This is a genomic window from Streptomyces sp. NPDC016640 (genome assembly GCF_043076215.1).
In the GTDB taxonomy this organism is placed as follows: Bacteria; Actinomycetota; Actinomycetes; order Streptomycetales; family Streptomycetaceae; genus Streptomyces.
The window spans coordinates 31,261-46,826 of the sequence record NZ_JBIBRG010000021.1; the positions used below are offsets into that span (position 1 = coordinate 31,261).

Genomic DNA, 15,566 nt, shown 5'->3' on the forward strand with positions numbered 1-15,566 from the left:
ATGAGTATCCAGCCCTCGCCCGAGGTCAACGCGATGATCTTCATCCTCACCGGGGAGAGGCTCACCGACGCCGACGAGGACCTCGCCTACGAGAGCCGCCGGCCCTACTCCGGCCTGGGCCGGAAGCTCGGCAGGATGTCCTCGCTGATCGACAAGTCGATCCACGACATCGCCGAGTCGATGCCGGACGACCTGGCCAAGTCGTACGCCAAGGCGATGGGCGCGCTCATCGACGACGGCGGCAAGAACTACCTGCGCGACTTCGCCGAACAGCTCGACAAGATCGCCGAGGGCCGGCGGAAGACCTCCATGGACATCATGGAGTCCAAGTGGCAGGTCATCGCCGAGGTCATCCGGCTGCTCATCGAGATCGCCATCTACCTGGCGATGTCCTTCTTCACCGGCGGCGCCACGGCCAGCCAGATCATGATGGCCAAGCTGCGCAGCCGGTTCATGATCCTCACCACGCTCAGCCATCTCCTCCAGCGGCTGCACCTGGCGCCCTCGCTGACCGAGGCGTTCGCCGAGGCGTTCACCACCTTCGCGGTGCGGCTGGCGATGATGAACTTCGCCCCGGACGGCCGCCGTCCCGACGGCTTCGACTGGAACGACATCCTCAAGGCGGCCGCGTTCGGCGCCGCCGCTGGCGGGCTCACCAGCATCTTCGACGACCTCGCGCGCAACATCGTCCGGAGCTACGACAACAACTTCCTCAAGAACGGCCCCGATCTCGACTTCAAGAACAACCCCAACCTGCGCAACCCGCCGGACCTCGACCTCGGGAACAACGGTCCGCGCCCCAAGCCGGACCCCGATCCCACCCCCGGCACCAACGGCCCCGACGACCGCCCCGATCCCGGCGGTTCGTACGGCAACGGGAACGGCCCCGGCCCGAACAACACGCCGGTCACCTTCCGGGACGACCCGCTCTCCTTCCGCAACAACCCGGACCTGTGGCGCAACAACCAGCTCTGGCGCGACAACGCCGACCGCCCCGGCGCACTGGCCGGGCACTACGGGCTCAAGGGGACGGCCGACTTCCTGGCCGCCGGCGCCGGCGAGGCCCTCGCGGAGATCCTCATCAAGGGCGCCTTCGAAGGTGACTGGTCCACCAGTTGGTCCACCTTCGTCGGCGCGGGCGTCAGCAGCCAGGTCGAGGCCACGCTCACCGACACCGCGATCAACAGCGGTGCGGAACTGCGGCACCTGATCGACACGTTGCGCAACCCGCCCACCGTCTCCGGCGGGGACGCCGGCTCCGGTGCGCGGGACTCCGACGGCACGGCGGGCTCGCGCGGGAACGGCGACGGCGACGGCGCGGACCGCACCGGCGGGCCCTCGGGCACCGGCTTCACCGGCGGTGGCGGCGGCTCCGTGGGCGGCTCGACCCCGCCCGTCACGCAGCCGGGCACCGGCCGCGGCGACTTCACCGGCAGCGGCTCGCCCCCGCCCTACGCCGCGGTGGACCCGCCGCCGTACACCTTCGAGGACCCGCCGCCGTACTCGCCGGGCACGCTGCCCGTGACCGCCGCCGAGAACGAGCTGTGGCAGCAGGTGTACGACGGCCCCGCCGAGGTCCGTGAGCAGGCCCTGCGCGACATCGGCGCCCTGCGCGGCACCCCGGGGCCCGGCACCACCGAGATCGGCGTCCGCGACGGCCTGCACGGCAACCTGTCCCAGCTGCCCGAGGTCCGGGTGGTGCCGGCCGGCAACGGACCCGCCGCCGAGATCGACGCCGACGGGATCCGCCGCACCCTCGACGGCCTCGGGATCCCGGTCACGGTGGACGCCCCGTCGGGCGACGCCGGGACGGGTAACGCCGGGACGGGTAACGCCGGGACGGGGGACTTCGGCACCGGGACTGCGGGTGCGGGTGCGGGTGCGGGACTGGGGACGGGGTCCGGTGCCGGTGCCGGCGTGGGTGCCGGTGTGGGGTCCGGCGTCGGTGCGGGGACGGGCACGGGTTCCGGCACGGGCACAGGTACGGGTTCGGGGGCCGGTGCTGGTTCCGGGGCCCGGGCGGGTGGTGCGCCGGTCGGCGGCAACCCCGCTTCCTCCACCACGCCGTCCCAGGCGACGGGGGACGGCTCCGCGCAGGGGGCGGCGGACGAGGTCTCCGAGGGAGCGGAGGGCGACGCCTCGCAGGACACGACGGGCGACGTCCTTCCGGGCACGACGGGCGACACCCCTCAGGACGCGGCAAGCGACACCCGGCCGAGCACGAGGAGCGATGGCCCGGCGGACGTGGGCGGCGATGTCCCGCAGGGCACGCGAACGCCCGCGACCGTCACGTCGCCGGCGGCCGACACGACTCCGGACGGCGTCACCGCGCCGGATGCCGACCTCACCACCGCGCCACCCCAGGTGAACACCACCGGCGCGTACGCCGACACCGACGGCGTACGCGACGACGGGAAGGCCGACCCCGCTCGGGCGGAGGGCCCCACGTCCGCCACCCAGGCGCCGCCGTTGACGATCGTGGTCGCGCAGGGCGCGCTGCCGGTGGACGGGTCGCCGGAGGCGGCCGAGTTGCTGGACCGGGCCGGGACCGACCGGGCCGTGGTGCTCGGTCCGGCGGTCGCCCCGGACGGGGCCGGACGGCCGGTACGCGCCGCCGTCGAGCTGACCCGGGAGGGGCCGGGCTCCCCGGTCACCGCCCGTCCGCTCAGCGGCCCCCCGTCGGCCGTGACGCCGGACGGCACCACGGGCGACGCCCCCGCGAACACCACCACGGGCAGCCCGGACGGCCGGAACACGGCGGACACCGTGTTCCCCGGCGCCGACGTGCTGCTGCCGCTCGCCGACGCCCTCGGCGTGACCCCCGATCCGGCGCCCCGGCCCGTCACCGAGAGTGCCGCGACGGCCGACAGCGGCGGCGAACCGGCCGCCGGCACCCCGACCGCGTCCCCGAAGACGGTGCCGGGGACGACGCCCTCCCCGCAGGGCGACGGCGTCGTCCCGAACCCCGCTGCCACGACCGAGGCTCCCGTCACGAAGATCGCCACGCTGTCCGGGCCGTGGAGCGAACCGGCCACCGATCTGCACCTGGAGTCCGGCAACGGCAGCGGTAACGGCGACGGCGGCAACGCTGACAGCGGTGACAGCGGCGTCGGCGACAGTGCCGACAGCGGCGTCGAAGGCACCCGGGCCGGTGACGAGACCGGGAGGGGCGGGCAGGTCCCCGGGACCGGTGGCGGCACCGGTCCCGGCAGTGGGGGCACCACCGCACCGCCTCCGCCGCCCCAGGACACCACCGCGTCGGACACCCCCGCGCCCGCACCCGTGGCGGCGCCGCCCCCGCAGGGAAGGATCGTCGTGCGGCCCGCGACCCCGGTCGGTGCCGCCGTCGACGGCGGGAACGGTGCCGCGCGGCCCGGCACGGAACCGGTCGTCACCACCCTGGACGGTCACACGGTGCCCGTCTCGCAGTTGCGGCGCCTGGTGCCGGATGCGGCGGTGCGGCCCGAGCCGGGGCGCGCGGTACAGACGCTGACCATCTCGCAGGGACCGGCCGAGGACGGTACGGCGCAGGACGCGGGCCGTCGGGCACTCCTCGGGCAGGACACCTTCCGCGGCGTGCGCACCACGTCCGTCGCCCCCGCCACGGACCCGGCCCCGACCTCAGCCCCCCGGACGACGTCGACCACCCCGCAGACGACCTCGACCGCCTCGCCCACGAACCCGGCCCCGGAGACCGCCGCGAACCCGCCGGTCCGGCGTACGGTGTTCACCGGCCCGCCGGCCGCGCTCCCCGGTTCCGGCACCGGACGGGGCGCCGACTACCTCGTGGTGCACGGCACCTCCCGCACCGTCGTCCTCGGGACCGAAGACGCCTCGCGCCCCACCATCAAGGTCAGCGGTGTGCAGCTCGGTGAGGTGCTCAGGTCCTGGGGGCAGGACGGCGACCAGGACCGGCCGCTGGTGCTGTACTCCTGCGAGACCGGGCAGCAGCCCGAGGTGGCCGGGCTGCCGGTGGCCCAGCACGTGGCGAACCGGACCGGGCGGCCGGTGTACGCGCCGACCACCGAGGTCGGTACGGCACGGGACCGGGACGGCGACGTCCGCGCGGTGCTCACCGAGGGCCCGGACGGGCCGGGACGCTGGAGGATGTTCACCCCGGAGCCCGGCGGTGCCGACCTGGACCGGCTGGCGCGCGACGCGGGCCTGCACGCCGGTCCCGAACCGGCCGACGCCTTCGCCCGGGCCCGTACCCTCCAGCAGGTCCGCACGCTGCGCGACGTCCTCGGCCCGGACGCCGAACAGCGCCCGGAGAACCGGGATCTGCTCGCCGGGCTCGCCTACGTGGACGGCCTGCGCTGGCTCGACCCCGGCACCGCGGCCCGTTACGGCGACGGCCGGATGACCCCGGACCTGCTGCGCCGGATGGCCGTCGACCGGCTCGCCGCGACGGGCGGCGGCACCACCCCGACCACCACCGGCCCGGAGTCCGGTCCCACCACCGGTCCGACCGGTGAACCCACGGCCGAGCAGTACGCCGATTTCCTGCGCGCCGCCGCCGAGTTGCGCGCCTCCGCCGGACCCGACACCACCCTCGACGCCCTGCTGCCCCCGCCGCCGCCCGTGCTCCCGCCGACCACCCTGGTCTCGCCGGAGGACGCGCGCGGGCTCGCCTACGCGCCCTCCGCGCGGATCAGCTGGTCGCTGTCGAGCGCACCGCTGCCGCTGTCCGCGCTCGCCCTCGGCCCCGAGGACGCCGCCGAGTTGGCACGCCGCCTGGGCGATCCGGCGCGCACAGCCACCGTCCATGAGGAGCAGCGCGCGCCCCAGCGGTTGGAAGCGGGCACGGTCGACGCGTACACGGCGCGTCATACCTACGGGATGCCGGAGAAGAACTTCAAGGGGTTCCGTGACCTGGTGCGGGAGAAGAACCTGGTCATCGACGTGCGTCCGACCAATCCCCGTGCCCCCAAGTGGCTGGAGGCGGGGGCCGCGGCCAAGCCGGAGTCGATCAAGGCGAAGACCGTCGACGAGACCGATGTGAGGCTCGGGGCCGACGCGGACACCATCGGGCTCGTCGGGTACTTCAAACCGGTGCTGCCCGAGCGGGGATCCCTCTCGGACGGTGCGTGGGACAGGGTCCTGTCGCGTTTCAACCAGCGGTCCACCGAGTTCCACGAGCTGGCCCCCAAGATGGCGGCATACGAGAGGGAGAACAAGTTCGTCGTCAGGAACGGGGTGATCCACGAGGTGGGGGAGGGCGGAGGACACCGCCCCATCACCGCGGACCACGACCTGTTCGACATCTCGACGCCGGACGGCACCCGGATCACGCATGCGCTGCACGACGAGCTGATCAAGGAGATACGGGCGAAGGGCATCGCCGTGATGCACGGCGCCCACATGTTCTGGAATCCGCCGACCGCTTTCGACAAGTCCGTCTTCGACAAGATCGTCCATTCGCACCAGGGTCCCGACGGCGAACCGCTGCTCCGTTTCCGTCCTGGGAACGATCACGCCGAACTGACCTGGCCCGCTCCGCTCAGGACACCGTCGAGCCCGTCCCCGAACTCGCTGAACTCGCTGAACTCGCTGGACACGCCCGACACGTCGGACCGCCCGGACGGACCCGCGAAGGAGCGGACCGGGCGCACGGTGCCCGCCACGGCGCCCGTCCCGGCCGGCACCGTGCACGCGGACGGGCTCGCCTTCCACCGGCTGGACACCCCCGGCGGAGGGAACTGCCTCTTCCGCGCCGTACTGGACAGCGCCCGCAGCCGGGACGTGCCGCCCGCGTGGGCCGCGCGGAACGTGGCCGGGCTGCGCGCCCTGCTGCACGACCGGCTCACCGGGTCCGAACTGCTCGACGCGGCCGCCGAGGCGACCCCGGACCCGGTGCTCGCCGTGGTGGACGACCTGCGGATGAGTGCCCTCGCAGGGGTGCGGGAGCCGGGCGAGCGCAACCGGATCACCGCGCACTGGAACCGGATCGCCGACGCGGTCGTCACCGACGGCGACACCGGTCAGTGGCAGCGGATACTCCGGGACGGCCCCTACCCGCACCTCGCCGACCTGGCGCCCGCCCCCGCCGACGCGCGGCGGCTCGGCACCGGCGGACTGACCGTCGCGGCGGCCGAGCTGCCCGGCCTGTGGGCCACGCCCTTCGCCGACATGCTCCCGCAGGCGCTGGCGCACACCCTTGACCTCGACCTGCGGCTCGTCGCCCCCGACCCGCACGCGCCGGGAAGCACCCTCGTCACGCCCCTGCACCCCGGTGGCCGCGGCGGCACCCTGCACCTCGCCTACAACGGCACCGACCACTACGACGCCCTGGTCCCGGCACCGGACCCGGCCCTCGACACCGACCCGGTCGCCCAGCATCAGGCATCCCGGCATCAGACCACTCGGAACCCGGTGGGCCTGGACCCGGTCACCCAGGACTCCGACGGCTCCGACCCCTTCGGGGAGTGGCTGCGCGGCATGGCCGGGATCAGCGACGTATACGGCCCCGACACCGGGACCCCCGACCGGGGCGACCCGGTACCGCTGGAGACGCAGCTCGACCGGCACCGTCCGGCCCGGCTGCTGACCGGCCCGGACGCGGTTCCGCCGGGTCCGGCGCCGCGCACCGTCACCTTCGACGACGGCAGCAGGCTGCCCACCGTACTGATCAACCCGGACGCCGATCCGGCCGGCGGCAGCCCGGACAGCCGCACGGACGGCACGACGCCGGCCCCCGCGGCGGGCCTGTTCACCGGTCCCGGGGCGCTCACCCTGCGCTCGCCCGAGAAGGCGGCCGAGGAGATCCTCGGGAAGCTGCCGCCGAAGCTGCGCGAACAGTTCGACGAGGCGGAACTGCTGCGCCTGCTGACGCAGCAGCCCGGCGCCTTCACCGCCCCGCGCGGCGCCCGCCTGGTGGGCCGGGAGAAGTCCGGCGTCGGCCACGAGATGACGGTCGAGGCGGTCCCGTACCACCGCTGGGAGCGTTTCTCGGACGTCAACGGCGGCACCGTGCGCCTCGACACCATGCGGCGCGGCCAGGCCGGTACGGGCGGTGGACGCAGCGTCGGTTTCGGGCGCCGTGTCGCCGCCGCGCTCAGCATGGGCCCGCCGCTCAACTGGCTGCTGAAGATCGGCCTTTCGCTCGGCTGGACCCGCAGGACCGACTACACCCAGGGCACCCAGGCGTACAACCAGACCGAGCACCGCGCGCACGAGGGCTCGCACCTGCACCTGGACGACGTCTACTACCGGGTGCGCGTCGAACGGGTCACCGAGGCGCCGAAGACCGACGGCGCGACCGCCCAGGCCGGTCCCCGCTGGCAGCGCAGCCCGGTGCACTCCGCCCAGTTCGCCATGCGGGACGGGCTGAGCTGGCGGCTGCCGGACGACCTCACGGTGCCCTTCAAGGGACCCCGGCGGGCGCCGGAGACGCTCACCTTCCCGGACGGCGCCGAACCGCGGGCCACCGACGTCACCGGACTGCACCTGATCGATCCGCCGGAGGACCTGGCACTCGCCCTCTCCAAGGCCCGGCCCGGCAGTTCGGCGCACCGCACCCTGGTCTCGTACGTCCGTCCCGGACGGCTGCTCGCCCTGTTCGGCAGGCTCGCCGGGCCGGTCAGCGGGCCCGAGCTGACCCAGGGCAGCGGCCAGCACCCGCTGGGGCACCTCGTGGTGGAGCGGTCGGTGCCGCACCGGGCCACCCTGGTCACCGAGTCGGTCAAGGCGGAGGTGCGCGACCTCACCCAGACCACGTACCAGAACCAGCGCGCCCACGTCCGCGACACCCGCTTCGGCGTTCAGATCACCGCCGGGCCCAACTACAGTCTCATCGGCCCGGAGACGGACGTGCGCCTCCAGGGCGGGCCGCTGATCCGCGCGGACTTCAGCGCCGGGCGGAGCCACCACCTCGGCACCGACGCGGCCCGCAAGACCACCGCGCGCGTCCGCAACCGCCCGGTCGCGCTCTACCGGGTGGAACGCACCCTGATGGTGCGCATGGCGGGCGAGCCGCGGTCCGCCGTCCGTCCGGTCCGGGTGGTCAGCCTGGACTGGATGTCCACCGAGGACGCGCGCCGGCTCGCGGGCTGGGACAGCCGTACGCCCGGTCAGGCCGGACCGAACCCGGACGCCGAGCCGCCGGTGCCGTGGTACCTGACCCGCGAGGACCCGGTCCACCTGAGCGGGCAGGTCCGCGCGGAGGGCTTCCGCCCGGACCGCCCGCAGAACGACCCGGTACGGGACCGGAGCCAGGGCGGGGACCAGCAGGGAAACCAGGTCCAGCCGCAGCCGCAGCCGCAGCCCCAGCCCTCGGCTCAGCCGCAGCCGCAGGCGCAGACCGCCCCCCAGGACCCCATGCGGGTCTTCGCGGACGCCGTGCTGGACACCCTGCACCATTCGTACCCGTCGCTGTTCGTGCCGCCGTTGATGCTGCGCCACCCGCGGCTGGCCAAGTTCTGGTACGGCGACGGGCGGATGCGGACCGCGCTGCACAACGACCGGCAGGTCCGCGAGGCGCTCGACCGGCCCAGCCTGGCGCAGAGCCTGGACGACCTGACCACCACCGGGGTGCCGGTCACCCTCACCGAGGACGGCAAGGTACAGCGGGGTCACCACACCCTGATCCTGCGGGCGCGGCTCACCGACCGGCGCTTCGAGACCACCATGAGCGAACGCTCGCTGCGCAACGCGGTGATCGGCACCGAGGTCTCCGGGCAGGGACAGCAGGCCTCCAGCACCCTCTCCGGCGGTGCCGAACTGGGCATCTCGCCGCGCGACCACGACAAGGTGCCCGAGGCCGGGCTGCCGCGCCAGGCCGGCAACGTCTCCCTCGGCGCCCGTTACGCCGTCACCGACCAGAAGGCCACCCGGAGCACGGTCGCGGTCACCCACGACCACCTGATGTTCCAGGAGGGCGCCGACCTCTACAGCTACCGGGTGGAGCTGGGCGCCTCCTTCGAGGGGCACCGGCGTCCGCGCGGCTGGGCCCGGCTCGCCTCGGCCGGCCTGCTCGGCGCCGGCGTCTTCGTCAGCAAGGTCGAGGAGCGCCCGCTGTTCGCCCGGGGCAGCGAGACCGTGGGCCGGGTGGAGCTGGCCGTGCCCGCCGCGCACGGTTCGCAGCGGTACGCCCCCGCCGACCCGCCGCCCGGCGGACCGGCACCGGCGCCCGCCACCCCCGCACCGCGGCAGCTCTCCGCCACCGAGGCGGACCAGCTCCTCGACGGCACCCGGCCGCTGCCGCGGGAGGACTCGGCCGACCGGACGCTCACCCGGCGGCTGCTCGGCGCCCCGCACGTGGTGCTCAGCACCGAGGGCGGGCCGCAGCGCCAGCAGCTCATGCAGGACACCGCCGGCCGCGCCACCGGCACCTCCTGGCACGTCGACGCACCCGGCACCCCGATCCGCACCGCACTGCGCCGGGCGGTGGCGAACCTCGCAGTGGCCGCCCAACTCGGCCAGTACCTGGGCCCGTTCGGCTCCCGCATCACCGGGCTCAACGGCGCCGGGCCGTTCCGCACCCACTACCTGAAGGCCGCGGTCCGCGGCGAGCTGCACAACCTGCGGGTCAAGAGCGACCCGAAGCCCGCCACCCTCGAGGCCACCCTCGGCAACGAGCACCGCGTCGCCGGCAGCTCCAGCACCGTCTCGCGCACCACCCTGGGCGTCCAGGGCGCCGACATGCCGCTCCAGCAGGTCCCCGGACAGCAGGCGGTCGTCGGTTCCTACTCCGCCGCCCTGCAGTACGCCCGGGCCAAGGGACACAGCGTCTCGCAGACCCTCACCCGGGGACGCAACACCACCCTCACCTACGCCGGGCGGACGTACCTGGTGGTCGCCGACGCCGTCGAGACCGTCGCGGTGCGGGACCGCTGGACGGCCGCGATGGGCGCGGTGGGCACCCGCGCCGGGACCCGGATCAGCTCCGCGGCCGGGCACCTGTCCGAGGGACTCGCCCGCGCCCTCGCGCCGCGCGGGGCCGCCGCCACGCTGCAGCGCATCCGCGACGCGGTGATGTTCCACCTGCCCATGCAGGACGTCATCGAGGCCGGACTCGCCCCGGACGGCCTGGCCACCACCACCCCCCGCAACCTCGGCGGCGGCTACCGGCTGCCCGCCTTCCTGCGCGGCCGCCGCTTCCCCACCCACCCCAGCGGCCAGCTCGACGCGAGCGGCGTGGCACCCCGGCTGCTGGCCCGGCTGGAGAAGATCGGGGTGCCCTCGCACGACCGGGAGCAGGTGCTCCAGCGGCTCTCCCCGGACTTCCTCCGCAGCCACCTGCACGAACTGACCACCGAGGGGTCGACCCTCCCGGTCCGCTACCGCAGCTGGTCCAGCCCGTTCCACCTGCCGGTCGGCGGCAGCCCCGCACAGATCACGTTCAGGCTGACCCCGGTCACCACCACCGTGGAGCGGCTGCGCACCGGCTTCGAGCTGGAGGACTACCGCACCACCGCCCGGGACGACTCCGACGGCGTCACCCAGGAGAGCGGCGCCGACGTGACGTTCGGCGTCGGCCAGCGCGCGGCGAGCGGCGGCCCCCTGCTGGCCAACCCCTCGGTGCAGGGCACCGCCGCCGGGCAGCGGGCACACACCCGAACCGACAGCACCGGCAGCACCGCGATGCCCAACATCGCCACCACCCAGGCGCACGCCGAGATCGTCACCGGCTACACCCTGACCGTCACCATGACGGACGCGGCCGGCGACCCGCTCTCCCCGCGCGCCGCCGGCCCGGTCGGCAGCCTCAGCGAGATCCTCCCCGCCGGGCTGCTCACCCCGGACGGCGACGGCGCCGACGGCGCGCTCACCGAGCAGGACGTGCCCGCACCGGAGCGCGCGGTCAGGATCCTGACCGCCGAGCAGGCCCGGCCGGAGGGCATCGCCGCCTGGCGCACCCCGGGCGGCGACGGCGGGGCCTCGGACGTCCTGCCGTTCGACGACCGCATCGGCTCCGGCATCCTCGCCGTCGACTTCCGCGGCGCGGACAACGTGCGGGACGCCCTCACCCTGGCCACCGCCCGCGCCGACGGCCTGGGGGACAGCGACCTCGGCAGGCGGCTCACCGGCGACGTCCTCGCCGGCCGGGTGCGCGCGGCCCACCTGACCACGCTCACCGGCCTCGGCACCGCGCCCGCCCAGGCCCAGCAGGAGTCCACCTCGCAGACCGGCCTGACCGCCGGCTTCCGCGAGGCGCTGGGCCCGGACGGCTCCCCGCTGCCCACCCAGGCCTCCGCCCGCCTCCTGGGCCAGTTCCACACCGCCGACTCCCGCCTCTACGCCCGGATGCACCGCAGCGGCGCCCGGCTGCTCTCCGTGGAGAACAAGCCGCGCATGGAGGCCATGCAGCGCTCCAAGACCTCCGACGCGGTCGAGGCCGGCACCACCGACAACGTCGAGGGGGCCGTGGGCACCGCGCCGCTCGCCGGCACCAGCAACGCGGGCGTGATCAACCCCGGCGCGACGGTCCCGATCGCCGGCTCCAACGACGGCATCACGACCAAGGACGCCGTGGACACCACCTCCGGCACCCACCTCAAGGTCGTCACCGACCGCAGCATGCTGTTCGCGCTGCCGGTGAGCTGGCTGTCGGTCGCCGAAGTGGACCACCGGATCACCGACAGCCGCCCGGTGCGGGCGCTCGGCAAGGTCCTGCGCGGCCCGCGCGCCGCCCAGGCCGAGACCACCGCCCTGGTGTGGCTGCGCGAGGACATCGCCCGCGACTACGGCCTCCTGGACGACTCCTCGTTCCCCGACGAGGTCGCCGCGGCCTGGGACGACCTGGCCAGGGCGGCCGGTGACCTCGCCGCCGCCGAGAAGGGCTACTACGACGCCCGCGCGCGGGCCCGCGAGACCTGGCTCGACCTGAGCGCCGACGAACAGGCCGCCCTCGGCGACGGCGACCCCGACCGGCCGACCGTCCTGCCGCGGGCCGTCGCCGAGTCCCCGGCCGTGACCGCCTGGCAGGCCGCCCGGGACGACGTACGCCGCTGGGAGCGGCGCACCGACGCCGCCGCCGCGGACCACCACCGGCTGCACCTCGCCGCCTCCCGCCTCACCGCCCACCACCAGGGCTCGGCCACGGTCACCGTGCCGGACCGGCCGCAGGAGTACACCGAGCCGGAGTGGCGCTCCGAGGCGCCCGCCCCGTACACGGTCACCGACGCCACCGGCCCCGCCCCGCGCACCCTCACCTCGCCGGACGGCACCACCGTGCGCGAACTGCACGACGTGCCGCACGACGGCGCCTCGTTCTTCCACGCGCTGCTCGCCGCCGCCCACGACCGGGGCCGCCTGCCCCACCTGCTCGGCACCGACCTGGCCGGCCGCTTCACCGCCGCGCCGGGCGACCCGGCGGTCACCGCGGAGGCCGTCGGCGCCGCCCGCGACCGCCTCGCCTGGGCGCTCGGCGAGGACTCCAACACCGACCTCCTCGACGCCCTCGCCCTGGACGCCGCCGACACCTTCACCCAGGACGAGATCGACTCGGCGGGCGTGCGGTTCACCCCGGCGCAGCAGGCCGAGTTCGACGCGTTCGGCCGGCTCCCGGTGACCTACTGGCCGTCGCCCGCGCAGCGAGTGGCGCTGGCCGTCGCGGCCCTGTCCCGCCCGTTCACGAGCGAGCCCTCGCAGGGCGGCGGCACGCAGGACCCGGCCGCCGCGCCCGCCCCGCCCGAGCGCCGCGCCGGCGACCACGGCGGCGCCGACCTGCTGCCCGCCCTCGCCGCGCGGGTCCTGGGCACCCCGCTCACCGTGGTGACCGGGGAGGGCCGCGCACAGCTCTTCCTCCCGCACGGCGGCGACCCGGCCGCCGTCGACCCGGCCGCCGACCCCGTCCTCTTCGCCGACGACGGCTTCTTCCACGCCGCCCTGCCGCCCGGCACCCCGCCCCCGGCCGCCACCCCGCTGCCGGCCCCCGCCGGCTCCGCGACCACGGACCCCTCGGACGCCGCGCCCGCCCGGCCGGCCGCGCACCGCAGCCACCCCACCCCGCCGTGGGCGCCGCCCGCCGACGGCACCGGCCCGCGCTACCGCCTCGACCGGGACGGCGTCCTCACCGCGCCCGACGGCGCCACCTACACCCAGGGCACGGTCACCGGCCGGGGCAACGGCTTCTTCGGCGCGCTGTCCACCGCCCTGCACCAGGCCGCCGCACAGCCCGGACGGGACCGCCGCGAGGCGAACCGGCTGCGCACCCGCGCCGGGGCGTCGCCCGCCCAGCTCATGCGCCTGAACGGCCTGCCCGGCGCCCCGGCCGAACGCGACGCGCTCTTCACGCCGCCGCCGATGAACGTCCGGCGCGGCGCGCCCACGCCGAGCACGGAGGCCCGTGAGGGACACCTGCGCCGCCACCTCGCCGAGGCGCCGTGGGGCCCGGAGGCCGACCGTGCGGTGGCCGAGTGGGCCGCCGCCGTGACCGGCACCACCGTCACCCTGGTCGAGGAGAACGGCACCGCCCACACCTATCCGGGTCCGTCCGCCGACGGACCCCATCTCCGGCTCCGGCGGCGCGGCGGCGACTTCGTTCCCCTGCTCCAGCGCACCCCCGCGCCCCCCGCCCCGCGACCGGCCCCGCCGGGCACGCGGCAGGACCCGGCCGCCGTTCCCCCGCCCCCGTCCCCGGACGGCAGCGACCTCCCGGGGCTCCCCGGGGAGGAGGAGGCGTACGAGCTGAGCACCCTGTCCGGTGCCGGAGTCACCAAGGCCCTGAAGACGGAGAGCACCGAGGGCGGACCGTCCCCCCTGCCGCCGTCCCCGAGCTCCCGGTACTCCCGGCCCGACACGGCAGCCGGACCCCCTCCCGCCGACGGCGGGAGCAGTCACTCCGACAGTGACGACGGGGGCCCCGGAGCAGCCCAGGACAGCTGGCTCGACCTCCTCTTCGGACCTGCGTCCAGGCACGACCACTCGCCCGAGACGCTCGTCGACACGGTGGAGTCCCTGCGGGAACTCGCCCTGGCCGAGACGGTGCCGTCATCCGTGGCGACGGCCACCGGGGGGCCGGCCGCACTGCACGCCCTGACCAGGCGGGTGCTGGACCTCGGCCCGGACACCCCGGTGCGCGGACGGCACCTGCTGCTCCTCGGATCCCTGGCCCTGAGCGCCTCCCCGGACGAACTGGCCGACGCCGACGCCCTCGCCGGCTACCTGACCCGGTACGACACGGCACTGGACGAGGGCACCCGGCTGCCGCCCGAGGCCGGCGGCGGACGGAACTGGACCGGCACCGGCGGCCAGGCGCCGTCCCTGAACTCGTACGCGGTGGAGAGCGACGACGGCAGCCTGGTCACCTGGACCGCACCCTGGCAGGACTCCTACGTCGTCCTCGCCCAGGAGGGCGCGGACGCCGTCCACCTGGTGACGCCCAGCGGCAGGCTCACCCTCGACGACGCCGGTGAATTCGCCCGGCTCGTCGCCCGGGACCCGGCACGGCCCCCGGGAGCCGATGTCGTCCTGGCCTTCCCCCACGGCGACATCGCGCTCCTGGCACGGCACGTCGCCGATCTGACGGGCTCCACGGTCTGGTATTCGGAGCACGGCCCCCGGCCGGCGACGGACTGGCGGTCCGGCACCGACCACATCACCCTGGGGCCGGTCCCCGACGGCGTCGGCGCGGCATGGGCCTCCGTCGGACCGGACGCGGACGACGCAGGCGGAGCGGACTTCTCGGACATCGTCGGACTGTACGAGAACGGCTCCGAGCCCGCTGACGGGATCGAGGCACGCCGGCCCGAGCCGCTGACCACGAGGGACTACGGGGTCGTGGACCGCCGCGGTGACGGCGTGCTCTTCCGCAGGCCCGGCGACTTCCAAGGCACCTGGCAGGCTCCGCAGGCGCTGGCCGACACGGAGGGTGCCCCCCGACTGGCCATGTCCGTACAGGGCTACCACGAGACACTCGCCACCCAGCGGCCCGTGCTGCGGATCTCCCCGGACCGTACGCTCGCGGTCGAGAACGGCGCGTACGGACAGCAGGTCTTCGCGACGGCGGAGGCCGTCGCCCGCGCCTCGGCCGATCTGGCGCGGGCGGGCCTGGCGGTGCGTCTGCGGGCCGACGAGGACCTCGGCATCCTGCTGCCCACCCCCGACGGGGGCATGAAGCGGCTGTTCCGTGTGACGCCGGACTTCCTGACCCGCTCCGGGCAGTCCTCGGAGGAGGTCTGCCGGGACTTCGCCGACATGCTGGCCGACAACGCCCGCACCTCTCACATGGTCTTCCGCGATCCCCGCACCGGCCTCGTGGCCACCGCGCCGGTCAACGCCTCCGACGGGGTGGAGGTCACCGGCACGCACCACCTCGCCGACGCCCTGGGCAGGGTCGCGGACGGCGACGTGGCGCCGGACGAGGCCGATCCTGCGTGGGCGTCCTCGCACGTCCGCCGGGACGACCGGCCCACCGGCGGCGAGGACGGCCCGCTGCCCGGCAGCGCCTACGGCAGCGCGCTCAGTCTCGACCTGCCGGTCGACCCGCGCCGCGACGCCCTCTCGGACGCCGCGAGGCGAATCGGGGTCAACGAGTACGCCTGGGCCGGTGTCGGCGAGGGCTACGTCGTCCAGTCCGTCGCGGCGGCCGGCGCCCAGGGCCAGCCGAGCCTGGAACGCAACTA

At 75.4% G+C, this 15,566-nt stretch carries 1 protein-coding gene (running past one end of the window); it reads left to right on the forward strand.

Annotated features, from left to right (window positions below):
• On the forward strand, positions 1–15,566 hold the 5' end (the start) of the coding sequence (locus ACF07S_RS31540; RefSeq protein ID WP_391975734.1) for a lonely Cys domain-containing protein. 22,648 nt of this gene lie beyond the right edge of the window; only the first 15,566 of its 38,214 coding nucleotides appear in the window; the start codon lies at positions 1–3; its stop codon lies off the right edge, out of view.